At 71.8% G+C, this 24479-nt stretch carries 18 protein-coding genes and 1 pseudogene; 5 read left to right on the top strand and 14 right to left on the bottom strand.

From position 1 onward, the window contains the following. Positions 1-2: 2 nt before the first annotated feature. The 3 genes from AB0946_RS22380 to AB0946_RS22370 all read right to left on the bottom strand — a co-directional run bounded on the left by AB0946_RS22380 (position 3) and on the right by AB0946_RS22370 (position 3199). On the bottom strand, positions 3-785 hold the full coding sequence (locus tag AB0946_RS22380) for a heparin lyase I family protein (protein WP_366762394.1): 783 nt from the start codon (positions 783-785) through the stop codon (positions 3-5). Positions 786-789: 4 nt separating this feature from the next. Beyond that, positions 790-1980: a glycoside hydrolase family 88 protein gene (locus AB0946_RS22375; protein WP_366762393.1), complete on the bottom strand. Its 1191-nt coding sequence runs from the start codon at positions 1978-1980 to the stop codon at positions 790-792. Positions 1981-2593: 613 nt separating this feature from the next. Then, complete coding sequence (locus AB0946_RS22370) at positions 2594-3199, bottom strand: dihydrofolate reductase family protein (protein ID WP_366762392.1); 606 nt, start codon at positions 3197-3199, stop codon at positions 2594-2596. 142 nt (positions 3200-3341) lie between these two features. Between AB0946_RS22370 and AB0946_RS22365 the strand changes: the two genes are divergently transcribed. Then, positions 3342-3572 carry a helix-turn-helix domain-containing protein gene (locus tag AB0946_RS22365; RefSeq protein WP_366762391.1) on the top strand — a complete coding sequence of 77 codons (231 nt, stop codon included), beginning with the start codon at positions 3342-3344 and terminating at the stop codon, positions 3570-3572. 65 nt (positions 3573-3637) lie between these two features. Here AB0946_RS22365 and AB0946_RS22360 read toward each other — a convergent pair whose 3' ends face one another. Beyond that, positions 3638-4141, bottom strand: coding sequence for a MarR family transcriptional regulator (locus AB0946_RS22360; protein WP_366762390.1), 504 nt, complete (start codon positions 4139-4141; stop codon positions 3638-3640). Between the two features lie 333 nt (positions 4142-4474). Between AB0946_RS22360 and AB0946_RS22355 the strand changes: the two genes are divergently transcribed. Further along, positions 4475-5410, top strand: a complete 936-nt coding sequence (locus tag AB0946_RS22355) for an NADP-dependent oxidoreductase (RefSeq protein ID WP_366762389.1) — start codon at positions 4475-4477, stop codon at positions 5408-5410. Positions 5411-5547: 137 nt separating this feature from the next. Then, positions 5548-6597, top strand: a complete 1050-nt coding sequence (locus AB0946_RS22350; RefSeq protein WP_366762388.1) for a hypothetical protein — start codon at positions 5548-5550, stop codon at positions 6595-6597. Here the strand turns inward: AB0946_RS22350 and AB0946_RS22345 are convergent. The 7 genes and pseudogenes from AB0946_RS22345 to AB0946_RS22315 form a co-directional block, all read right to left on the bottom strand. Further along, positions 6567-7244, bottom strand: a complete 678-nt coding sequence (locus AB0946_RS22345; RefSeq protein ID WP_366762387.1) for a S26 family signal peptidase — start codon at positions 7242-7244, stop codon at positions 6567-6569. The two genes, AB0946_RS22350 and AB0946_RS22345, sit on opposite strands and share 31 nt — an antisense overlap. Positions 7245-7287: 43 nt before the next feature. After that, entirely contained in the window at positions 7288-9108 is a 1821-nt protein-coding gene (locus AB0946_RS22340; protein WP_366762552.1) for an ABC transporter ATP-binding protein, read from the bottom strand. Positions 9109-9251: 143 nt separating this feature from the next. Further along, complete coding sequence (locus tag AB0946_RS22335) at positions 9252-9806, bottom strand: hypothetical protein (protein ID WP_366762386.1); 555 nt, start codon at positions 9804-9806, stop codon at positions 9252-9254. Between the two features lie 54 nt (positions 9807-9860). Continuing rightward, positions 9861-10442: a MauE/DoxX family redox-associated membrane protein gene (locus tag AB0946_RS22330; RefSeq protein ID WP_366762385.1), complete on the bottom strand. Its 582-nt coding sequence runs from the start codon at positions 10440-10442 to the stop codon at positions 9861-9863. Between the two features lie 112 nt (positions 10443-10554). Beyond that, positions 10555-10740 carry a hypothetical protein gene (locus tag AB0946_RS22325; protein ID WP_366762384.1) on the bottom strand — a complete coding sequence of 62 codons (186 nt, stop codon included), beginning with the start codon at positions 10738-10740 and terminating at the stop codon, positions 10555-10557. A gap of 537 nt (positions 10741-11277) precedes the next feature. After that, a pseudogene (locus AB0946_RS22320) lies at positions 11278-11481 on the bottom strand (AraC family transcriptional regulator); the annotation flags it as partial. A 51-nt stretch (positions 11482-11532) separates the two neighbouring features. Next, positions 11533-12429 carry a LysR substrate-binding domain-containing protein gene (locus tag AB0946_RS22315; RefSeq protein WP_366762383.1) on the bottom strand — a complete coding sequence of 299 codons (897 nt, stop codon included), beginning with the start codon at positions 12427-12429 and terminating at the stop codon, positions 11533-11535. 98 nt (positions 12430-12527) lie between these two features. Between AB0946_RS22315 and AB0946_RS22310 the strand changes: the two genes are divergently transcribed. Continuing rightward, a complete protein-coding gene (locus AB0946_RS22310) occupies positions 12528-12893 on the top strand; it encodes a nuclear transport factor 2 family protein (protein ID WP_366762382.1) in 366 nt (121 codons plus the stop codon). Between the two features lie 79 nt (positions 12894-12972). Here AB0946_RS22310 and AB0946_RS22305 read toward each other — a convergent pair whose 3' ends face one another. From AB0946_RS22305 to AB0946_RS22295, 3 genes are all read right to left on the bottom strand, one after another. Then, positions 12973-13158, bottom strand: a complete 186-nt coding sequence (locus AB0946_RS22305) for a hypothetical protein (protein ID WP_366762381.1) — start codon at positions 13156-13158, stop codon at positions 12973-12975. A gap of 169 nt (positions 13159-13327) precedes the next feature. Then, a complete protein-coding gene (locus tag AB0946_RS22300; protein ID WP_366762380.1) occupies positions 13328-17581 on the bottom strand; it encodes a trypsin-like peptidase domain-containing protein in 4254 nt (1417 codons plus the stop codon). Positions 17582-17847: 266 nt separating this feature from the next. Then, complete coding sequence (locus tag AB0946_RS22295) at positions 17848-20073, bottom strand: peptidoglycan recognition protein (RefSeq protein ID WP_366762379.1); 2226 nt, start codon at positions 20071-20073, stop codon at positions 17848-17850. 507 nt (positions 20074-20580) lie between these two features. On the opposite strand from AB0946_RS22295, the gene AB0946_RS22290 reads away from it, so the two are divergent. Next, positions 20581-24453, top strand: coding sequence for a hypothetical protein (locus tag AB0946_RS22290; RefSeq protein ID WP_366762378.1), 3873 nt, complete (start codon positions 20581-20583; stop codon positions 24451-24453). The last annotated feature ends 26 nt before the right edge of the window (positions 24454-24479 follow it).

Raw genomic sequence — 24479 nt, 5'->3', positions numbered from 1 at the left:
CCTCACACGAGTTGGTAGCCACGCAGGTTGGTGAGCAGGAGGTAGGTGTCCTGCAAGGTCCCGGAGGTGTCGCCCAGGGAGCGATAGATGCCCCACTTCGGGCGCACCCGGTCGGCCAGGAAGGTGTCGACACCGGTCTTCGCGGCGTCGACGAGGGTCCGGCCGCCCGACCTGAGGATCCAGCGGACGGAGCCCGCCGAGCCGTTGCCGACCTTGATCTGGAAGTCGACGTCGGTCCATGTGTCGTGCAGCGGGTCGAGATCCGTGCGGCCGATGAGGGTGCCGGAGACGGGCAGGGTGAGCTCGATGGTCTGCTTGCCGCTCACCCGGCGCAGCGACTGGGTGACGATCGGGGAGGAACCGGCACCGGGCTGCTTCATCTGCATGATGTGGGTGAAGGTGGTGGTCGCCTTCAGCGAGCTCGGGATGTACATCGAGTAGGTGACCCGCCAGGTCTGGCCCTCGTTCCACTTGAGGTAGCTGCCGGAGCTCGTGCGCAGACCCGTGACCTCCTGGCGCTGACGGTCCGTCGAGGTGTCCCGGTCCACCATGTGCATGTTGAAGCGCCAGTTGTCGCCGGTGGCGAGGATGTGCGGATGCCCCGCGGGGTGGGAGTCGGCGCGGTCGTCCTCGATCGTCTCGAAGGCGCCGAGGCCGTCCCTGCTCGCGGAGGGAGCCCACTTCTGCTGCCAGGAGGCGGCGTGGGCGGTGGCGGGCAGACCCAGCGCCGCCCCGGCCGCGCCCGCGACCGCCGCGCCCAGCAGCGCCCTTCTGGACGTGTTCATGACACTAATCACCTCGCAGTTGTTCGTTCATGATCAGGAAGGCGCCCAGACCGTGGAAGTCGTTGGTGGCCCGGTCACGTGCGACGTAGTACGCGTAGTCGCCGACGTTGGTGCCGATGGAGATGTCGGCGAGGTTGGTGCGGCCGTCGGAGCCGACCGAGAGCTTCGCCAGCACGCCCTGGTAGCCGCGCTGCGCGACGGCGGCGTAGTGCGGGTCGAGGTAGCCGTGCCGGGCGCCCCGGGAGAGGGCGTAGGTGAACATGCTGGAGCAGGAAGTCTCGGTCCAGTTGCCGGACCGGTTGCCCTTGTCCATCACCTGGAACCACCGCCCGGTGGCCGGGTCCTGGTACTTCTCCAGACCGGCGGCCAGCTTGCGGAAGATGGTGAGCAACCGGGGTCGCCGTGCCTGGTTCGCCGGAAGGGCGTCCAGGACGTCGACGAGCGCCATGGAGTACCAGCCGACGGCCCGGCACCAGTGCTCGGGGGCGAGCCCGGTCTGCGGATCGGCCCAACCGGCGCTCCTGGACTCGTCGTAGGCGTGCTTGAGCAGCCCGTTCGCGACCTGAAGATGGCTGCCGTAGACGGAGAGCTGCCTGGCCGCCTCGTCGTCGGTGTACGCACTGTCGCCGAACTCCTCGCCGTACTCGACGAGGAACGGGTTCACCATGTAGACGCCGTCCGCCCAGAGCTGGTGGGCGCGGCTGGAGGTGTCCGCGTGCCAGAAGCCTCCGTCGGCGGTGCGCGGGTAGGTGTCGAGGCGGTCGCGGATCTTCCTGGCGGCCTCGCGGTAGCGGTCCAGCCCGGTCTCGTGGTGCAGGATCACCAGCAGCCGGCCGGCCTGCATGCTGTCCAGGCTGTTGAAGGACTGGCCGATGGAGCCGTCGCTCTTCACGAACCGGTCGACATAGCTCCTGATGTAGGCCAGGTAGCGGGCGTCGTGGGTGCGCCGGTAGGTGAGGTACTGGCCGTAGAGGTAGAGGCCGACGGGGTAGGACCAGCCGCCGATGGTGCTCGGCGTGTAGCGGGCCATGGTGGAGTCGACGACCGCCGTGGACCAGTCGGTGGCGGCGGCCGGACGGGCCGCGGCGGGGCCGACGGGGGCCGGCGGCGCGGGTGCGGCCGCCGGCAGGGTGGTGAGGGCCGCGCTGGCGAGCACCAGCCCGGTCAGTGCCGTTCGAAGGCGACGGCGTCTCATGTTCCTCCCTCTCGATAGACGGGGGAAGCCCTGAAACATCGGAGGAGTGGCGAAGCAATTGTTCACATGCATGGACTGGGTTCAGGACTTCGTTCGCCTGGCGCGATCCAGCGTTGCGGTCGGAGGTTCGCCGGTCAATGGTCCGGACCGCAGACGTCGGATCACTTCCAGCCAATCTTCGCTTCGCGCACTGACTCATCGGTCAGTGCGGAGTCCCTCGGCACCTGCGTGGCCAGGGCGAGGTGAAGGGCTTGATGGTGGTCCTGCCGGGGTGCGGCCGTCCCGCGGGGTCCGCACCCTTCCGGCGAGTGACCCGGCGGGGGCTGGAAGCTCGGATCGCCCGCCCGTTTCGCGAGGGCCGGACGGTGCGCGGTGACGTACGACGCAAGAACCGGGCGTAGAGCCGGGTCAGCGGAGATCCGCAGGTCGGCAAGGAGCGCCGGGCGTCGGCCCGGTCCGCGTCCGGATGACCCGGCTGTGCGGCGAGCGATGCACCGAGGGTGACTGCGAGGAGGCCGAGAACCTCGTCGCCACCGCCCTCGGCGGGCCGTCGGCCGCTCTGTGACGGCTCGCGGTGATCGTGATCCCCCCGGGTGATCCTGGAGGACGGACCCTAATAGCTGTCGTGGCCGGGCCTGCCGTTCGGCCGGTAGACGCCGATGACGGTGCCGCCCTTCGTCGTCGAGACGCTGACCGGCCGCAGCGCGGTGGGGATCGCTCCGTCGGCGAACAGCCGCTTGCCGGTGCCGAGGATCACCGGGTGGACGGTGAGCCGGTACTCGTCGACGAGGTCGTGCCGCATGAGGGTCTGGGCGAGGTCACCGCTGCCCACGACGTTGATGTCGCCGCCGTCCGATGCTTTCAGCTTGCGCACGGCGTCGACGGTGTCGCCCTCCAGCAGCGTGGAGTTCTGCCACTGAAGGGACGTCAGGGTCCGGGAGGCCACGTACTTGTGCATGCCGTTCATCCGGTCGGTGAACGGGTTGTCGGGGCCGGCGGTCGGCCAGTACGACGCGAAGATCTCGTACGTCTTGCGGCCGAGCAGCATCGCGTCGGAGCCCTCGTACCAGCCGGCGACGGCCGTGCCGACCTCGTCGTCGGACACCGGCTTCTGCCAGCCGCCGTGCTCGAAGCCGCTCTGGGTGTCCTCGTCCGGACCGCCCGGTGCCTGCATGACGCCGTCCAGCGTCAGGAACGTGCAAACGATGATCTTGCGCACGGTGCGCTCCCTTCGTCGACGGGTAGACCGCGGGCCGGCCGGAAACTCATCGGCACTGCCCGCGGCGCGGCACCGGGGCCGTCGTCGGCCCGTGCGCGGAGGCGGCCGTGGTCGTCGGTGAGGGCCTCGTGCGGCTCCCGGTGTGCGGCGGCCGGCGCCTCACGCGGGCCGGACCTGGCCGACGCCCGCCTCGCCGACGCCGACCTGTCTGCGGCTGGGGGAAGCGGCCACGGCGCTCACCGCCCCCGGATCACACCTCACCGTGTCCGAGGCCGCCGCGCGCCGGCACTTCACCGACAGCAGCCACTTCATCCGTGCCTTCAAGAAGCAGTACCGGGCGACACCGGCGCAGTTCGCACGCCGGCCGACCTGACGACCCGGCGTCCTGCCGTGTCCTGACGCGCTGCGGTCGCCGGGGCCGCGACGCCTGCCGAGTCCTTACGCTCCGCCCTTGCGGCGGCGAGGTGCGGCCGAGCGGGGCGGCGTCGAGCGCATGTGGTCGCGCACCGGCGCCAGCAGAGCGGCGAGAGTCTGCACGTCGTCACGCGAAAGCGGCTCGAACAACAGGCCGCTGACCACCTCGACGTGACCCGGCAGCACCTTCGCGAGCAGCTCACGTCCGGCATCGGTGAGGGTGACGGTGATGCTCCGCTCGTCGTCCGGCGAGGGAGCGCGGACGACCAGGCCCTCCTTCTCGAGCAGACCCACCTGGTACGTCAGGCCGCTGCGGCTGTAGACGACGCCGTCGGCCAGGTCGGTCATGCGGTGGCTGCCCGTCGGCGAGTCACCGAGGCGGGCCAACAGCTGGAACTGTACGTAGCTGAGATCACCGCTCTCGCGCAGTTGCTGCTCGACCGCGTGCCGGAGCAGGCTGGTCACCTCGATGAGGTCGAAGTAGGCGCCGAGCTGCACGGGATCGAGTGACGGCGATGGATCGGGCATGACCGGAGTCTACTGCGGGCGGACCGGGGCATAGGGGGACGGCGCCTCCGCCCGCGGATTCCGAGGACCGCCATGAGCGGCGGGAGCGTCTTCGCTGACGGCCGGCCTCGCCCAGCAGGGGGCCCAGAGCCGCCTCGGCCTCGACCTGCGTGAGGCGATCGCGGCGGTCGTGGCGGCCGGCGGGCTGGTGGTGGCGACCGTTCGACTCGTTCCTCACCGTCGACCGGCAACACTTGCTTCGAATTTGAAGTAGATGTAGTGTCGTCCTCGACAGTTGCTTCGAATTCGAAGCAACTCGGAGCAACTTCGATCGCAGTGAAGGTGAGAACCGAGATGAAGGCAGTGCGTTTCCACGAGTACGGCGAGCCCGGCGTCCTGCGTCACGAGGACGTGGAGCTGCCCGTCCCCGGAGCCGGTGAGGTCCGGATCCGCGTCGCCGCGACGTCGTTCAACCCCGTGGACGGCAACATCCGCGGCGGCTTCATGCGCGGCCCCATCCCGGTGGCGCTGCCGCACACTCCCGGCATCGACGTCGCCGGCACGGTCGACGCGCTGGGCGAGGGCGTCGACGGCACAGCGGTCGGTGACGACGTCGTCGGCTTCCTGCCGATGGACGGCGACGGAGCCGCGGCGGAGTACGTCCTCGCCCCGGCCGAGATCCTGGTCCCGGCCCCCAGGAGCGTCCCCCTGGCCGACGCCGCCGCGTTCCCGCTGGTGGCCCTGACCGCGTACCAGGCCCTGTTCGACCACGGCGGTCTGACGGCCGGGCAACGCGTGCTGATCAACGGCGCCGGCGGCGCGGTCGGCGGCTACGCCGTGCAGCTCGCCAAGAACGCCGGTGCCCACGTCATCGCCACGGCCGGCCCGCGCAGCGGCGAGGCGGTCAGGTCCGCCGGCGCCGACGAGGTCATCGACCACACCACGACCGCAGTGACCGCGGCGGTGACCGAACCGGTCGACGTCGCACTCAACCTCGCACCGGTCGATCCGGCCGAGCTGGCCGCGCTGGTCGGCCTGGTCCGTTCGGGCGGGGTCGTCGTGAACACCACGGTGTGGATGCCCGCCCCCGCCGACGAGGAGCGCGGCGTACGCGGCATCGACCTGTTCGTCCGCAGCGACGCCGACCAGCTGGCGCGGTTGGTGTCCCTGATCGACCGCGGCGAACTGCGCGTCGACGTCGCCGAGCGGGTGCCGCTGGCCGAGCTGCCGGCCCTGCACGCACGTGCCGCGGAGGGCGCGGTGCACGGCAAGGTCATCGTCGTACCGTAGTGAGGACGTCGCGTCGGTTCGCGTCCCGGTGGTGTGGTGTCCGGCGGTGGCCCCGTACCGGCCCCCTTTGCGTCGAAGTCGACAATGGCGGGCATGGTCGTTGTGGGCGATCAGCGGCCACCGTGACGATTTCTCCCATGGGACGGAACAACGCCGGTGAACTCGACGATGTCCAGGATGTAGCCCACTTCATGACGTTGCTGCGGGAACTCAAGGCCCGCTCCGGGCTGTCGTACCGGCGGCTCGAGGAGCGGGCCGCCGCCATGGGGGACGTACTCCCGCGCAGCAGCCTCTGCACCATGCTGAGCCGTGACCGACCGCCCGGGCCGGAACTGCTCGCGGCCTTCGTCCGGGCCTGCGGGGACGGCGAGCGCCTCGCGCGGTGGTGCGCGGCCCGGGACCGCGTCGCACGACCCCCCGCGCCGGCGGAGGAGGCGTCGTGGCTGTCGGCGGAGGAGCCGGCTGCGTCGTCCAGCGCGGTGGACGACGCTCCTCGGCCGCCGGCGGATCAGGGCACGCCGGACAGCGGAAGCGGTGGCGCCGAGCCTCCCGGACCGGAAACCGGCGGGCGGGGCACGCGCCTCGGCCGGCACCGGCACGGTCTGACGGTCGCCGCCGTCGCTGTGCTGACGATCGCCCTCGCGGTCGTCGTGGCCTTCCGCCAGGATCAGGTGCCGCGGCGGCAGTCCCGTGCCGCCGCCCCGCCGTCCGGCGTACCGGCCGCAGGCCGGCCGACACCGCCCGGCGGCTGGGTGACCATCAGGATCGCGGAGGACCCGGAGCTGTGTCTGACCGACGGCCGGGTCCGCGACTGGCGGTACACACCGCTCGTCGCGGTGCAGCGCCCCTGTGCCGAGGCGGCGCCGCAGAGCACCCTGCTGGAACCGGCCGGCGAGGGGAGGTACCGCATCGTGTGGTACCACCCCGACTACGGCAGGGGCTGTCTGAAAGCGCTCACCGACGGGGACGGCGCGGGGCTGCTGGAGCCGATGGACGTCTGCTCGGACGGCAGCCTGTTCACCATCGAGCCGTCGGGCGAGCTGAGGCAGGGCGCGTTCGTGCTCCGGGTGGAGGGAAGCGGCTGTGTGGGCATCGTCGGTTCCAGTTCCGCCCACGGTGCGGAGGCGGTGATGCAGCGCTGCGAGGGCAAGGGCCGTCAGGTGTTCCTCATCCGGCGTGCGGGCTGATCGGAGCCGGCCACCTCGCCCAGCACGCGTTCCGCGGGGAAGTAGCCGACGTGGCGCGAGTCGTAGCTCTGCTCGCTGTTGTCCCCGAGCAGGATCAGCATGCCCTCGGGGACGGTCCGGTCCGGGGTGTCCCGGAGCGCGGGAGTTGCGGACCGGGGCACGGGATCGCCCGGGACGGCCGCGACCCGTTTGATGAACCACTGCCGCGCGTAGATCCGGTGCGCGGGCGCGGTCCGCGGCACGGGCGGGTCCGGCCACGGCGCCTGGTACGGCGGACGCTCCACCACCACGGCCGCCCCGCGCCCGGGGGTACGGCCGCGGCGGACCAGCACGCCGTCCCCGTCGTGGTAGGCCGGTTCCATGCTCCGGCCCGAGACGACGACCGCCACCAGCCGCAGCTCCGCGGCCCGCGCGAGGGCGAGCCCGGCGGTGAGGAGGAGGGCGGCCGCCCCGCACCCGGCTCCCCAGCCGGGGCTGTGCACGGGCCACAGGAGCGCGGCGGCGCCCGCCCAGAGGGCCACGTCCGACATGAGCAGAGCGGCCCGGGTGCGGCGTGCGCGCCGGGCGCGGACACGGGCCCGGTCGGGGGCGGTCTCCGCCCGGGACGCCTGAGTTCGCGAGAGGCGGGGGCCGCTGCCGGGACTCATCGTGGTTTCTCCTCTGCGGGGTGCGTCGGGGACGGAGACCGCTTCAGGCGATGTGCGGCGAGGCGTCAGGGGCGGTGGCCGGATCCGGGTCCGCCTCGTGGCGGTAACCCGCCGCCTGGAGGGCGTACAGCTCCGCGTACCGCCCTGCCGCACGCAGGAGTTGGCTGTGGCTGCCGCGCTCGGTGACCCGTCCCCCGTCGAGCACGACGATGATGTCGGCCTCCCGTACGGCGCCCAGGCGGTGCGAGATCAGGACGCTGGTGAGCCCCTGCCTGTGGGTGCGCAGCGAGGTGTGGATCTCGTGCTCGGCCGCCGCGTCGAGCCCGGCGGACGGCTCGTCGAGGATCATCAGATCGCGGCGGTCGCGTACGAACGCCCGGGCCAGGGCGAGCCGTTGGTTCTGCCCTCCGGACAGCATGACCCCGGTGTCCGGGTTCCGCTTGTCCGCCTCGGCGAAGAACATCCGGGAGAGCAGGGTGTCGTACCCGCGCGGCAGCGCCGCCACCACCTCGTGGATCCCGGCCCGGCGCGCCGCCCTTCGCAGGCGCTCCGGTTCACGGAGGGCGTCGAGGTCGCCCTGCGCGATGCTCTCGGCAGCCGTCATGTCGTAGTCCATGTAGTCCTGGAACACCGCGCTGATGCGCCGGCGCAGCTCGGCGACGTCGGCGTCGCGCAGGTCGACGCCGTCCCACCGGATGCTCCCGCGGACCGGGTCGTAGAACCGGCACAACAGCTTGACCAGCGTGGACTTGCCCGAACCGTTGAGGCCGACGAGGGCGAGCGACGATCCCGCGGGGATCCACAGGTCGATACCGCGCAGCACCCAGGGATGGTCGGGCGCGTAACGGAACCACACGTCGCGCAGCTCGATGCCGCGCCGCAGCTCCGGCAGCGGGCGGGGGTCGGCGGGCGCGGAGAGTTCGGGCCCGGCGCGCACCACGGCCAGGTAGTGGCCGAACAGCAGCAGGGCGTGGTGGGTGGTGGCGGTCTCGCCCGCGAGCGCCGTCAGGGCCGTCTGGACCCCGGCCACGGCGGCAAGGAAGACCGCCACGTCGCCGGGGGTGAGTCCGCCTCCCCGGGCGCCGGCGACCGTCCACAGCAGCCCCGCGCCCGCCACCGACGCGGACAGCAGGCCGAGTCCGGCGCGCATCCGCACCTCCCGCCGGTCGACCGACCGGCGGGAGGCGTCCGCGCTCCGCCGGCCGGCGAGCATCCGGCCGCGCAGGAAGGCGCCGGTGCCGAAGAGGCGGATCTCCTTGGCCGCCTCGACGTTGGCGAGCAGGCCCATGTAGAAGAACTGGCGCCGCTCGTCGGGCCCGATCTCCCAGACGGCGGCGGCACGCCTGCGTGACAGCAGGAGTTCGGCCGCCAGCACGGGCAGCGCGGCGAGCAGGACGAGCGCCATCGTCGGCGGGCTGATCACGAACAGGGAGCCGAGGAAGCCGACCACGGTGAGGACGGACCGGACGACGCCCAGGGCTCCTTCGACGGCCTGGCCGGCGACCGGTTTGGCCACCACCGTCTGCTGGGCGAGGCGCAGACGGTCCAGGAAGACCGGGTCCTCGAAACGGGCGAGCCCGGGGAACCGGTCGACGGCCAGGAACAGCCGGTCCTGGGCGTACACCCCGACCCGGCGGTCCATCTCGGTGCGCAGGTAGTGCGCCAGGTGCGGCAGCGCCCCGGTCGCCACCCCGGTCGCCGTCAACACGGCCACGGGGAACAGCAGGGCGCCCACGCCGGCACCGGCGGCGAGGCGGTCGACGACGAGTTTCAGCGACCAGGCGGCCGCCACCGGGAAGAACCCCAGGGCCAGCGCGGGCCCCGTGTACAGCGCGAGGACGCCGGGAGCCGCCCGCGCCACCATCCGCGCCGCGTCCAGGACATGGGACGGCCGGATGCGGGGCGAGCGGTGGTCGGCGGGGGACTCGGCGGCGGTGGCCCGGGCGGGGCGCGGGTGTGTCGGGGCGGGGCGTTCGCGTGTCATGGCGCGGTGGACGGTGACGCCGCTCAGCGGGCGGCGACGGCGGGACGGTCCACGTCGACCTGGTCGGACATGACCAGCAGACGGCCGTCCGTACTCCGGTTGACCTTGAGGACGACGGGAAAGCCCTGCACCTTGCACGCCTCGGCGACGGCGTCGGCGTCCCGGCCGGTCAGCACGCGCGCCACCGGGCGCAGCGCGGTCAGCATCGGGGCCGCCGCCTCCGCCTCCTCCGGGCTGTCCGCGATCACCACGGCGATGACCTGTTCGCGTCCGCGCGGCACGCTCCTGGCGTACTCGGCGAACTTCGGGAGCTTCTCCTTGCACGGGCCGCAGGTCGGGGAGAAGAAGGCGACGACGGTCTCACTGTGGATCATGCCGTCGTGCACCCGCTCCCCGTCCACGGTGACGGCGGAGAACTCCCCGACCTCGTCCCCGGTGGCGAGGGAGAGCCGGCCGCCGCCCCGGGTGGCGAGCAGTTCGGTGTGTTCCCGCAGCCGCTTGATGACACCGACGGTGAGCACCAGATCGAGGAGACACAGCAGCCCCACGAGGGCGAGAACGGCGATGACGATGGGCACGGTGGTTCTCCGTTTCCTGTGCGGAGGTGGGTGAGGGGTGGCGCGGGGCCCGGCTCACCGTCCCGGGCGGACGGGGCGCCGGGACCCGGTGGTACGTACGGGGCCCAGGGGCCGGAACAGGCCCGCGATGGTGTCGAGCGCGACGACGCAGCCGCCCACGAGCAGCCCGCCGAGCGCCGCCACGAGCAGCCCGGCCGGCTGCGCGGAACCGATGTCCGGGCGCGGCATGGTTCCGGCCGCGGCCAGGGCGAGCCCGGCGAGCAGGACGTTGCGTACGATGTGGCGCACGCCGAGCGGGCCGGTGGACGCTCCTCCGAAGCACCGGCACACCGCACGGGTGCCGCGGGCCACGGCACAGGCGATGGCCGTCGCGAAGGCCAGGAGCAGGACCGCCGCCCCAGTCAGACCGAGCGCCGGCAGACCCGCCCACGGCGCGGCGAGCAGCAGGCAGACCAGCGCCTCGCCCGCGACGACGGCCACCGCCACCGGGCGGACGGCCCGGGGCGGCACCAGCCCGAGGTCGTCCAGGGACGAGGTGAACGCGGCGAACGAACGTCCGCTCGCCGCCTTGCCGACGGCGGCGGCCAGGAGCACCGTGCCGATCAGGCAGCGGATGCCGAATTCCAGGTACTGCACGGGAACCTCCTGCGGAGCTGGAGCCCGGAACCGGGAGCCGGGGGCACCGGTGGGAGACGGCACGGCGTTCCGCCCGGTGCCGCACGCCGGTGCCCCCGGTCACGTCACCGGATCAGCAGGCCGGACAGGACCGCCAGCAGTTGATGGAGCCGCAGTAGGTGTTGACGCAGCACGCGCTGCGCGCGCACTGCCAGCACTCGTTGAAGCACTGACACGCCTGGGCGGAAGCGGCGGCCTCCACCTTGGGCACGAACAGGCCGAGCAGCCTGCCGCCCACGGTTTCCAGCACCTTGGACATGGTTCTCCTCCTCAGGGGATCGGGTGTGTCGGGAGTACGTCGCGCGAGCCGCTCCACGGGACCGGCGAGCAGCCGGCGGCCGTTGCCTCTGCCGTGTCGGGCGGCGACGTCTCCGGATCCTAGGGAGGCCCGGACCGCTCCCTCCAGCGTCCCGCCGTCCGGGACACGTCCCGGACAGTCCGGGACAGTCTCCGCTCGTCCCGTACCGCGCACCGCCCGTGTGCCGGCGGGTAGGGATCGCACGAGGGGGTGTGCGCGCACCTGCGCTCCCCTGGGCGCGAGGGACACGTATGCCCGGCGCTTCCCCGCCGCGCGGGACGGGGCGGCGCGGCAGGGTCCGCCCGCCGCGGCCCGGCGCTGGGCTCTCCCACGGGGGGAGAGTCCGCCCGGTGCCTCGACCAGGCAGGTTCGACCCTCGGCGACATCGCCCGGATCGGACGCGAGGCCATGCGTGCGCTGCACCGCCTGGGCAGTGAGCCCCCGGCGTGAGCCGGCCCTCCGGCAGGCGACCTGGAGGTCCTTCCTGCCGGTACCTCCTCACTCGGCGGCCACCGCCGCCTGCCACGCGCCCGGGCGTGTGCCCGTGGCCCTCCGGAAGAGCACCGAGAAGTCGGACGCGTCGGGAAAGCCGAGCACGTCGGCGCAGTGGGCGGCGGTGAGACGGTCGTGTGCGAGGAGCCGTTCGGCTTCCAGGGTGATCCGTTCGACGATGTACGCCTTCGCGGTGCGGCCGGTGGCCTGCGGCCCGCGAGTTCGCGAAAACTGAAGGCCGTTCGGCGGGAACCCGGGGGTCTACCGGTGCGGTCCCGGAAAGTCCGTGAAGGCTTGTCGGCAGTGCACGAGCAGCTCGCGTACCGAGGGGTTGTGTGCGCTCTTCCAGATCAGGGCGAGCAATGCTGGTGTTTCGACATCATCGATGGTGCGGGCGGTGAGCCGGTCGCGGTAGCTCGCGGCCATCGAGTTGCTGAGGATGGCGACGCCGAGCCCGCGGGCGGCGAGGTCTGCAAGGGAATCCGCGGCGCTGGCTTGCAGCGCGATCGAGGGTCGGAGGCTCTGTGCGGCGCAAGCCTGGTCGAATACGGCGCGCAGGCCGGTGCCGGGTGGCATGCACACGATCGGGTAGGCAATCAGGTCGCGTAGGGTGACCCGTCGCTGTTTCGCCAAGGGGTGCCCGCCCGGGACTGCCGCGATGAGCCGTTCGCTGAGGATTGTCAGCATGTCCAGCCCGTCGGGGGTGGCCGTTGCGGTCCCGATGAGTGCCACGTCGACGGCGCCGGCACGTACCCCTTCGGCAAGCCGGTCGGAGCTGTCCTCCAGCAGCGAGATCTCCACACCGGGATGCGCCTCGTGAAATACGGCGAGGGCTTCGAAGAGCGGGGTGAGGGTGCAGCCGATGACCATCCCAACGGTGAGCCGGCCCCGGAGCAGGTCGGTCACCTCGCCCACTGCCTGGCCGACTGCCCCAGCTGCGGCGAGTGCGGCGCGGGCGTGTTCGAGTGCGGCCTTCCCCGCGACGGTGAGGGTGACGGTTCGGGCCGACCGGTCGAACAGTTCGGCACCGAGTTCCCGTTCGAGCTGGCGGATCTGGGCGCTGACGCCGGACTGACTGATGTGCACCCGCTCGGCCGCACGGGTGAAGTTCTGCTCTTCGGCGACTGCGACGAAGTATTCCAGCTGCCTTAGTTCCATGCCTGCGAATTCTAGCTTGTAGAAGATCCATCTGTTGGACTTCTGGTTGGCGGGCGATCACGCTGAGAAGTGCCAGAGCCCGACGTCAGGAGGAACCCATGCCGGAGTACGAGAAGGCGATGCGGCCCGAGGACATCACCCGCTTGTTCGTCGAGCGATCCAATGCCGGTGACGCGGCCGGGGTCGCCTTGCTGTACGAGGAGGACGCAGTGATGGCCTACCCGCCCGGCGAGCTGACGGTGGGGCGGGAGGCGATCCGTGCGCTATGGGAGAAGGCGCTGGCCAACGGTCCCCGCTTCGAGCCGGAACAGCCGCTGCCGACGTTGATCAGCGGCGACATCGCCCTCACCTCGACCCCGCCCAGGGACGGGGCCGGCGCGCGGGCGCAGGTCGTCAGGCGTCAGTCCGACGGAAGCTGGCTGCGCCTGCTCGACCAGCCCGAGTTCGTCCCGCCCACCCGCTGATCCCGTCGCCTCCGAAAGTCCGCAAGGGCGGGAGCTGTTGAGTGGGATCTCGAGGGGCCATCGCTGAGGCGTCGGCCCCTCAAGACCCTGGTGATTCCAGGGGCCGCTCCAGCAGGGCCCGCGCGGAGTCCGCATAGCGCGTCGCGGTCTTCTCGTCGAGCCCGAAGACCTCCGCCAGATGGAGTGGGACGGGGCCCTTGACCATGGCCTCTTCGAGGTGGCGGCCGACGCGGAGTTTCTCCAGGGTCGCGTCCTGGCCGCGCATCGCAGCGCTGATCCAGTGGTTGCTGGCCCGGCCGGAGCATGGTCCGCCGTGCGTGGTGATCGTGCAGAGAAGCGCCGGACTCCTCCGACGAACCTGGCTCGGAACTGCGAAGTGCTCGATCCCGCGCTCGCAGGCTCCGTTCTCGATGGTGTCGTGCCTGAGGGGCCTGTCAGGCGCAGGGCGGTTTCGACGGGGTTCCCTTCGGGAGCAACTCACGTTCAGCCGAGGTGTAGTCGCGCCCCGCGGCAGCGCACAGAGTGCGGAACTGGGTTTCGGGGCGCAGGTCGAAGGTCTGGCGCAGCTCTCCGGTGTCGATGATCAGGCGGTTGCCGTCCACGAGGCCCGCCGTCCATTCGTCTCCCGAGACCGCCAGCGTGGCGGACGTACCGTCGCCGGCCAGGTCATGGATCTGCACCTGGTGCTTCGCGTCCACGTAGGTGATGACGCTGCCATCGGGGCCGAAGCCGACCAGGGCGTCAAGAGAGGAGACGAGCGCGCCACCGCTCAGCTGCCTTCCACGGTCCACGTCCCACACCCGCACCTGTCCGTCGGCGTTCTGCACGGCAAGGTGCGAGCCGTCCGCGTCGAAGGCGAGCGGGCCGGTGACGGACGAAGAAGAGGCGGACGACGTGCTGATGACCGGCCCTCCCGACAGCGTCGTGATGCGCCGCGGTGCACGGACGTCCCACACGAGGATCTCTCCGCGTCGGGCTCCCCTCCGGGTGACCGCGGCGACCTGTCCGGGGTGCCCGGGACGGGCGATCAGCCGACCACTCGTGGAGATCTCGTTGATGGATCCGACGGAGGTCGGTGCGGGGTGGACCCGGAACGGCCGGCCGCGTACCCCGTGGGCGGCGTCGACGCGGGTGAGCGTACCGTCCTTGGCCAGCAGGACGATCTCGCTGCCTTCCAGCGGCACGACACTGTCCACTTCGCTCGCTTTCGCGACGATGCCGTCGAGCGACGCGCTGTTGCCGAGGTCGCGTACGGAGTACGACCGGTAGAGGCTGTGATTCTCGCCCCACACCACGATCCGCTGCGAGTCGGCTGTCCACACGGGTATCCAGTCGAGCGCATCGGCCGGGGGCGGCAGCGGCACCGAGCGCAGACGCCTGCGGGAGGCGTCCAGGACCTCAAGGCGCCGGTCGGTGGCCCGGGCGATGAAACGCCCATCGGGAGACGCTGCGTACGTCTCGTAAGCGGTGCTGATGTCAGGGAAACGCGCGTCGCCCGTCGGCTCGGCCCGAACCGCCATCAGCGCTGTGCCGACGGGCACGAGGACAGTGAGCCCGCCGTCGGCGCGGGGCGCCGCCGCGACACCCGCGTAATCGGTGGGGGTCCTGCCCGAAGTCGGAACGCGGGTGCGATATGTGCGCCCGGTACGCAGGTCCGTCAGCGTCAGTTCGGCGTAGCCCGCGTCCGGGAGCCCGGCGTCGTACGCGCCTGCCGCGCCGTCGACTTCGTACCAGGAGGTTGCGTCCGGCTGGCCTACGCCATCGGGCAGCCGGCACGTGCGGCCGGGTGTGCGTCCGAGAACCTGCGCGTATGTGGGGTCCGTCCTGACGAGGACCTCGCCGCCGGCTCGAAGCTCCGCGTGATCGTCTCCACCAGTGGCGAAGGAATATCGCAGCCGGCCAGTGGCGAAGTCCCTGACTTCGACGCGCTTGCGCAGTTCCCCGAAGGTGCTGATGGTCACGACGCTGTCCGCGTCGGATGTGAACGCGGCCTCCTTCAACCCCTTCTCGGGCACGAGCCGGCCGGGGACGCCGATGCGAGTACCGGAGGGCACCTGCCACACCTCGGCGAAGGCGGGGACGCACCGCCGGGTGTCCTGGTAACAACCCGCGGAGCGGTCGCTCATCGTCAGCAGCAGCCGACTGCCGTGGCCGTCGAAGTCCAGATTCGCCGCGTATCTGTCGGGGACGTCACGACCGCCGAGGGCGAGGGTGGCAGGGTGCTTCGGGTCGCTCAGCCGCCACAGCCGCACCTGCCTGCCTGCTACCGCGGCGAAGAAGCGGCCATCCCGGCTGATGGCGGTGGCCGGGATCTCTCCTTCCGGTACGCCGCCCAGCTCCCGTGCCCGGGGTTCACCCCGCACGGCGCCGGAGACCACGGTGATCCTCGAACGGTCGCCGCCTCCGGGCTGTGACCGTACGACGAGGGTGCGAGCGTCCGGAGTGGCGTTCATACCGGTGACCCGCCCCACCCACACCGACGGGTAGCTGCCCACCAGGTACTGCCCTCGCACGTACTGATGCAGCAGGGCCTGGCGGGTCCGGTCGGTCCGCTTGGTCTTCCACGCGGCCAGGGCCAGCTGCAACGCGGTGGCAGGATCGCTGCCCGGGCGGTCCTCGGCCGCCTGGGCCAGCAGGTCCGCGGCCTGCGTGCGTAACTGATCCCGGGTCTGCTCGAGGCTCTGGTACGTGGACACTGCCAGAACGACGGCGAGCACCGTGAGAACGGCCAGAGCCCCGACGGCGGCCTGCTTCAGGCGGGCGCCCCGCCGGGAGTGGCGTCGGCTGAGCTGGATGAAGGCGCGCTCGTCGGCGGAGATGTCCTCTGGACGCTCGGCCAGCATACGGCCGGCCTCGGCCAGGTCCGTTCCGGCCAGCAGGCGAGCAGACTCTCGGTGTTGTGCCTGCCACCGCCGCAGGTCGGCCCGCAACTGCTCCTGCCAGACGCGGAAGTCCCGGGAGGCGACGAGCCATTGACTCAAGCGGGGCCAGAGCTTGGTGAGCGCCTCGTGCGCCAGGTCGACGATCTCCTCGTGCTCGCCACCACCCGGGGCACGGGAAAGGACGACGAGCTTGCCGGGGGACAGCTTCCGCGCCAGCGCGAGGAGTTCGGGGGCGAGGTCGGCGGTGCGGGTGGGTCTGCGCGAGAAGGTGCCACCGTCGCCCGGCCGGGCCAGCTGCACGAACAGCCGCCGAGCGCGGTCCTGTTCCGCCTGGCCGAGTTCCGCGAGGGCGTTGTCCGCGTAGGTGACCAGGGCGCCCGCGACGCCGCCCAGGCTGTCGTAGGCCGCGTGAGTGAGCATCGAACGGGTGCGCCGCTTCCACAGCTCGGTCAAGGCGAACTGGACCAGCGGCATCCGACCGGGTTCCTCACCCGCGTCCGCGACGATCCGCTCCGGCAGCCCTGGCTCGAACCACACCCCCGGCACGACGTCGACGGGCGCGGTCACCGCCCGCTTCAGATCGTCGGCGGCCAACGGCGCGACGAACTGCACGGCGTCGCTGACGAGGTCGGACGTACCGGCCGTCACCAGCACGCCGAGGGAGTCGGGTCGCGTGGTGGCGACGACCCGCAACACGGCCGCGCCGTCCTTGCCCGCCAGGGCGGCCAGCAGCCCGAACAGTTCACGCGCGGCATCCGGCTCGGCACCCGCGTACTCCTCGAGCTGGTCGACGAAGAGGACGTGCCCGGCGCTGCCGCCGCAGGCGAGGATCCTGGCCCGTAACCCGGCGGGCACGTCGTCGCCGGTTTCCAGGAGCCCCGCCAGCTCCTCGGCCTTGACAAGCCTGTCGACCTCGCCGAGCCCCGGCTCCAGCACACCGGTCAGCGCCCGGGCCAGTACGGCTGCCGGTCGCACGCCGGGGACGGGCCGCAGCTCGGACACGCTCACGCCCTCGGCCCGCAGCCGAGGCAGCACGCCGGCCCGTACGACGGACGACTTTCCGCACCCGGAGGGCCCCGCCACCAGTGTCACCGCCCTTCTGCGCACGGCCGTATGCAGGCGGGCGGTGTCGCTGTCGCGGCCGTGGAAGAACTCCGCATCGTCCTCCGTGAACGCCGCGAGCCCTTGAAACGGGCAGCGCGGCCGCAGAATCCGTTCGTCGACCAGCTCGGCCGACGGCAACAGATACGCGGTGCGCTCGCCCCAATGCGCAGCGACCGTCACTCCCACGACGCCGTCCTGCGCGTCGTCCCAGACCGGCGCCCCGCTGAACCCTTCCGAGATGCTCGGCCCCGGCCCGTGCGCCTCCATCTGCACCCAGCCCGAGCCCTGCCCGGCGCGCAGGGTGCCCGAGGCCCATATCCCATGGTCCGCGTCGACCGGGTAGCCGAGCACCCGGAACGTGTGCCCCCATACGCCGGTCCCGTCGACAAGCGGCACCGGCCGGGCCTCCTCGACCGTCGCGTCGAGCCGCAGGAGCGCGACGTCCGCCCCGCCGCGCCGCCAGGACACCACCCTCGCCCGGGCCCGAGGGCGGCCGTCGAGCAACGGAAAGTCAAGGAGCACCGGCTCGCCGGGCGCCTGCTCCGTGTCGTCCGGCACGCCGAGTGCCCGGGTGACGACATGGGCGCAGGTGCACACCACATCGGCACCGACGAGGAACCCGGCACCGATCACCTCACCGGCGACCGAGTGGACGCGCACCTGCGATGCTTCGAGGACGTCATCCGCCCGTACAGCAGCCATGGGTCCCCCGGTTCTCCGGCCTGTCGCGTCACACGCCACAGGCCAGCATTCCCGGTGCTGCCGCCTCGGACAACTCATCGCGTTCAACGGCCCGGTGATGCCGGCGGCTCGCCACCCAGGGCCGCACACGAGCGCATCGACGAAGCCCTGGCCGGGCCGCTGCGTACTCATTGCCGGCTCCGACAACCGCTATGTCGCAGCGACCGGCGCATGCGTTCCCGCATGCGCCGGTCGCTACGGCTGCCTCAACCCCCGTGGGTGACGTGTTACTTGATGTAGACGAGGCCGTCGGTGGTGATGGTGGGACGGCCGCTGGTGCCGACCACGACGATCTTGATCGTGTGCTTGGCGCTGCCGGACCAGGTCTTGGTCCAGACCGCCTGCCGGTACGACGTGGTGGAGGACTTCAGGTCGACGGTGGAGACCTTGGTGCCGTCGACGTAGACGTAGGCCTGGCCGGAGCTGGAGGCCCGGGAGACCACCCAGGCCACCGAGCGGCCGGTGAACGTCCAGGTGAGGGCGGCTCCCTTGGAGGCGCTGGAGTAGGACTTGCCGCCGAGGTAGCTGGTGGAGGAGCGGGTGCTCCAGGTGCCGGACCTGGTGGCGGAGCTCTCCTGGAGGATCATCGGGGTGTACGCGGGAGAGGACGTGCGGTAGTTGCCGGCGTAGTCGTAGGCACGCATCGACCAGGTGGTGGCGGTGCCGGACTTGGCGGTTGTGTTGTAGGCGGTCGTGGCGGGGGCGAAGGTGCCGGTGGTGGGGGACAGCAGCTTCACGTACCGCAGGGCCTTGTCGTCGGTGGCCTTCCAGCCGAGCGCGACCGGGACGGCGGTGGTGTTGACGGTTCCGGTCCGCAGGGACAGCTTCGGCGTGGTGGTGAACGTCGGAGCTGTCGTCTCGGCGACGACGGTCAGTGCGGCGCTGGTCGCTGTCTTGCCCGACTGGTGCACGGCCCGGACGGCGACGCTGTGGCTGCCCACGGCCAGGGTGGTGCCGGCGGAGGTGGCGCTGCCGGACGTCGTGGCGACGGTCTTGCCGTCGACCAGCAGCTCGAACTTCGAGATCAGCGAAGCCGGTGTGGTGGCCGTCCACTTCACGGTGAGGGCGCCCTTGGTGTAGTACGTCGAGCCGGAAGGGGTGGCGCCGCTCACCGAGGTGACCTTCAGGCCCTGGACCGGGCCGGCCGCCCAGGTGCGGATCGTCGGCAGCTGGTCGTAGAGCAGGCCGCCGGGGCACTCGGTGTTGTAGCCGTCGCGGTGGCCGGAGATCCGCTGGAACGTGTACGTGCCGCCGGCGGTGAAGCTGGTGCCGAAGAGGTTCTTCTGGGTGGCACCGGCGGTCAGCTGGGTCGTGCCGGTGGGCTGGGCGCCGTACTGGCCGAGCTTCCAGGCCGCGAGGCGGGCGATCGAGGCCAGTGCGGCGTCGGAGGCGCTGGTGGTGGTGTAGTCACCGAGCACCGCGACCGCGGTGGACTCCCGGTTCCAGCCGTAGGTGTGGGCGCCGAACACCGGCAGGTCGACCCCGCCCTTGCGCCCCTCGAAGAGGGTGCCGCACTTGTCGACGAGGAAGTTGTAGCCGATGTCCTTCCAGCCGCTCACCTGCACGTGGTACGCGTAGATGCTCCGCACGATCGACGCCGAGTCGGCGCAGGAGTAGTCGTTCGCCCCGTCGGTGTGGTGGACGAACACGGCCTTGACGTCGTCGTTGTACTCGGGTGCTTCCGGGCTGATCGACTCGTCCGCGCCCCAGCCGGCACGTGCGACGATCGGCGGCCGCGGCACGGTCGAAGGCGGAGCGGACGGCGTGGTGGCCGACGGGCTCGCGGACGTGCTCGTCGACGGCGACACGGAGACCGAGCCGGTGGGGCCGGGCTCGGACGTCGTGTCGGTCGGCGAGGGAGACGTGGTGGTCTGCCCGTCCGTGGGCGTGACATCGGCGCTGTCGCCCGGCGTGGGCGATTCGGTGGGCGTCCCGGGGTCGGCCGGCGCGCTGCCGCTGGGGTCCGCGGTGTCCGCGGGGACGGCGAATCCGGCCGGCTCCGCCGCAGCGCCGCTCGCCTTCGTCTCGCCGGTGGACACCACACCCGGGTCGACCAGGTTGACCTCCAGTCCACCGGGCAGCCTGCCGGCGTGGCCGTTCTCGCGGACCACCTGCACCTGCACACCGTTCGAGGGGCCCACCCACAACGGCTCCGAGGCGCCACGCACGCGCGGGCCCGGCTTCTCCAGCGGGTCGGCGTTCACTTCCAGGTTCCGCCAGGCACTCCACTCGCCGGTCTCAAGGCTGTGGGCGCGCACCCGCACCGTGCCCCCCAGCCGCTTGGCGGCACCCGTCCACGAGACGCCGAGCAGGGAGAACTCCTCGGTGTCCTCGCGCGTGAGCTCCCGTCTGTCCTGCGAACTCCCGGCCAGCGACAGGTCGTAGACCTTCGCCGGCCGCTTGGCACGCTCGGCGCCCGGACCCCCGGACGGGCTGGCGACCGCATAGGTCACGATCCCTCCCCCGCCCAGCACCACAGCACCGAGCGTCAACCACGCCCGTCGCTTGAAACTCAGCGGTCTGTACGCATGCGACGTACGACGGCTCACGACGTATCCACCCCACAGAAGGCCGGCAACGGCCACAGAAGAAAGACAGATCGGCACACCCGTCACACGGATGACCCGTTCTCCCAGCGGACGCAGGCCGACGAACGTCACAGACAAACGAGTGACAGCGACGCAGATCACAGTGATCGGTGACATGCAGGGGCGTCGGCGCCTCGGACAGTGCGGTCACCGAAGGACGTGGACGTTCCGGTCGTCGTCGGGTCATGTCGCGGCGCTGAGCGGCGTCGACGCCGGCACGGCTCACCCGTCCGGCTCGTTCGCCGGGGCTTCGGGACGGGCGCTGACCGAAGACCGTGTCCGTGGTTTGCCCCCGTGCCGGCGGTGCGCGTAGCTTCTCGGGCCACGGTGCCGAGTCCACGAGGGCGGCGGGACGGGGGAGGGGAGCTGTCGATGGCGGGGCGTCGCGAGAACCCGGTCGACCCGGCTGCGGGGCCGGTGGCGCGGTTCGCCGCCGAGTTACGCAAGCTGCGGTCGGAGGCCGGAAGTCCCACCTACCGTGTGATGGCGCAGCGCACGGGGCAGGGGGCCAGCACCCTGTCGCAGGCGGCCGCAGGGGACCGGCTGCCGACGCTGCCCGTGGTGCTGGCCTATGTCCGGGCGTGCGGCGGCGATCCGGAGCAGTGGGAGACGCGGTGGCGCGAGACGGCCGCGGAAGTGGCTGCCGAGCCGCGCGCCGATGAGGACGCCGAGGCGCCCTACCGGGGACTGGCCCGCTTCGAACCCGGCGACGCCGACTTGTTCTTCGGCCGTGACCAGCTCACCGACCGCCTGCTCCAACTCACCGCCTCCCGCCGGTTCACCGCGGTGTTCGGGCCGTCGGGCAGCGGTAAGTCCTCCCTGCTGCGGGCCGGCCTCATTCCCCGTCTGCGAACCCCGGCAGCAGGCCGTGCGGTACCGGCGGCGCTGCGGGTCCTCACTCCCGGCGAGCACCCGCTGCGCACCCACGCGCAGCGTCTGACACCCAAGGACGGCGACGGGGACACCTGGCTGATCGTCGACCAGTTCGAAGAGCTCTACACCCTGTGCCGTGACCCCGAGGAACGTGATCGATTCATCGGCCGGCTGCTCGACGCCGCCGATCCCGCCAGCCGGCTGCGTGTCGTCATCGCCGTGCGCGCCGACTTCCTCGGCCGCTGCGCCGAACACGCGGAGCTGACCGCCCTGCTGCAGGACGGCAGCGTCCTGGTGGGCCCCATGAGCCGCGACGAGCTGCGCGAGGCGGTGATCAGACCTGCCCAGGCCGGTGGGCTGATCGTGGAGCGCTCTCTGACCGCCCGAATTCTCGATGAGGTCGAGGGGGAACCCGGCGCCCTGCCGCTGATGTCGCACGCCCTCCTCGAGACCTGGCACCGTCGCAAGGGCCGCGCGCTCACCGAGACCGCGTACGAGGCAGCCGGCGGCCTGCGAGGTGCGATCGCCCGTACGGCCGAGAGCGTCTACGCGGGCATGAGCCCCGTCCAGGCCGAACTCACGCGGGCCGTCCTGCTTCGCCTCGTCACACCAGGTGACGGGACTCCGGACACCCGCCGCCCCGTCCGTCGCGAGGAGCTGGACTTCGCCCCCGTGGCGGAGATCGCCGCGGTTCTCGACAGCCTGGCCCGCGCCCGCCTGCTGACCTTGGACGATGACACCGTCGACCTCGCTCACGAGGCGCTCATCACGGCGTGGCCGAGGCTGCACGGCTGGATCGACGGCGAACGGTCCAGGCTCCGCCTGCACCGCCGCCTGACCGAGGACGCACAGGTATGGAACGACCTGGACCGCGACCCGGGCGCGTTGTACCGGGGTACGCGACTGGCCGCCGCGGAGGAAGCCTTCACGGTGCCCGGCGGGCGAGCCGACTTCACCGCCTTGGAGAGGTCCTTTCTGTCCGCCGGGCTGGAAGCGCGCGACCGTGAACAGCGTGCCGTGTTCCGTTCGGCTCGGCGGCTGCGCCGGCTGCTGGCTTCCGTCTCCGTCCTGGCCGTCCTGGCCGTCCTGGCCGGGCTGGTCGGCTGGCAGCAGAGCAGGGTGGCGGACGCCGAGCGGGTACGGACCGAGGCCCGGCGTCTTGCCGCCGTGGCCGACACCTTGCGGCTGTCCGACCCGGCCACCGCGATGAAACTCAGCGTGGCCGCCTGGAAGATCGCCGATCTCCCGGAGACCCGCTCGGCGCTGCTGGCGGTCGCAACCCAGCTTCCGCGGGACGCCTTCCGGGTTCCCGGCTCCGGCTCGGCACCGGTCGACCTCAGCGAGGACGGGCGCACGCTGGTGACGCTGCGGGACGGCCGGGTCGAACGGTGGGACGTGCGCACCCACCACCGGCTCAGCCGCTTCACGGTCCGCACTCAGGAGAACCCGGGGTTCGCGCTGTCACCGGACGGAACCAGGCTGGCGGTATCGACCACCTCGGGTGTCCGGCTGTACAGCACCTCGACGGGACTGCCGGACGGCCCGGTGCTGCGCACCCCCGGACCGGTCGAGGAGGTCGCCTTCGGGGCGAGCGGCAGGACGCTGCTGGCCACTGCCAGGTCGGAGTGCAGGAAGACCGGGACACCCGAATTCGACGCGCCGCTCCGCCCGGCCCAACTGTGGGACCCGTACCGGCGGACGGTGCTGTTCGAGACCTGCCCGGGCGCCGCGTGGACCGACGACCCGGGGCTCGCGGAAGTATTCCAGGGCACCGGCGACTCCCGCACCTTCGTCCAGGTCAACTCCCGCAGCGTCCTGGCGATCAGCCCCGACGACCGCTTGGCGGCGGTCTGCCGCCCCGACGGCACAGTCCAGGTCTGGCGGGTCGCCGGCCGACGACGGATGCCCGGACGATGGGAGAAGGCGTCCTCCGGCCACGGATGCCCCACCGCCGCCTTCAGCCCGGGCGGCCATGCCCTGCTGCTCACCACCGATGACGGACTGGCGATGTGGAACACGGCCTCCGGCCGGGCCATGGGCACCTTCGCCCACGAGGGGGTGCGGCAGATCGGCTTCAGCACCGACGGCCGGCTCTTCGCCACCACCGACGACCGCGATGTCCTGCTGTGGCGGGTGGACCACCCGACAGCGCCGGTGCTGGGTTCCACGCTGCCGCACCAGTCGTCACCGGGTATGGTGCGGTTCGACCGGGCCGACGGAGTCATGCGCTACACCAGCGGTTCCTCCGACACCACCGTCTGGTCGGTGTCCCTGGCCCACACCGACGACGACGGCTGGCACGCTGACCCCACGACGGCCGCTGCCTTCAGCCCCGACGGCACATGGCTGGCCACAGCGCGACAGGCCGGCGGCACGCACCGCCTGACACTGCTGGACGTACCCACGCGCCACAGCAGGGCCGTCCCTGTGCCGACCGCCCCCTGCTCCCCGGACCCGGATGTCGCTGTCGTCCAGGCCGGCGACAGCGGGGCGAACTGCGGGGACGTTCTCGCCTTTGGTCCGGACAACCGGACCTTCGCGTATTCGAGCGGAGGCGGAGACACCGAGACGCCCACGACGCTGGCCGTACTGGACAGCCGGGACCTGACCCGGCACCGAGTCCTGCGCCTCCCTGGCACCGGCGAGGACACCGACACGGTCGACGGCCTCGCGATCACCCCGGACGGGCACACCGTGCTCGCCTCCCTGTCCTACGACCGCACGGAGTTGTGGGACTGGCGCCGCGCGGCCAGGATCGACAGGCTTCCAGGCGTCGCCGGAAGCCTGTCCCTGAGTCCCGACGGCCGACTGCTGGCCACCTCCGAGGGCGATGTGGAGCAGTTGCCGTTCAAACGCCACAGAAGCCACACACTCACCTCGGACCGCACCACCGTCGTGGCCCAGGACCCGACCGGGGGCCACCTGGCGGCCGGGGACGAGGCGGGAGGAGTGACACTGTGGGACCGGACCGCTGCCCACCGCCTGGGAGACCTGACCGCCGCCCCCGATCCCACCGAGCCCGCCGACGCGAACGGAAAGGGATCGACGGCAGGGGTGTCCGCTCTCGTCTTCTCACACGACGGCACGATCCTGGCCGTGGGCGCGGAAGACGGAACCGTCCGGCTATGGGACGTGACCTCCCGCAAACCCATCGGAGGCCCCCTGTACGTGAACGCCGGGACCATCAAGGCCCTCACCTTCACCGCGGACGACCGGACCCTGCGCGTGGCGGGTGGTCACGTGCCGTCGATCTCCTACGCCCTGACACCCAGCCGAACCATCGCCTCCCTGTGCAGGCGGGTGGGAACCGGACTGTCCCGGACGGAGTGGTCGGTCTACGTCAACGACATCGCGTACCACCGCAGTTGCTGACCACATGTCTCTGCCGGCTGGACATG

Origin of the sequence: Streptomyces sp. NPDC046870, assembly GCF_040704595.1 — a bacterium.
Classification (GTDB): domain Bacteria; phylum Actinomycetota; class Actinomycetes; order Streptomycetales; family Streptomycetaceae; genus Streptomyces; species Streptomyces argyrophylli.
Note: the sequence above shows the minus strand (reverse complement) of the source record. Positions and strands in the feature narration are given on the sequence as shown.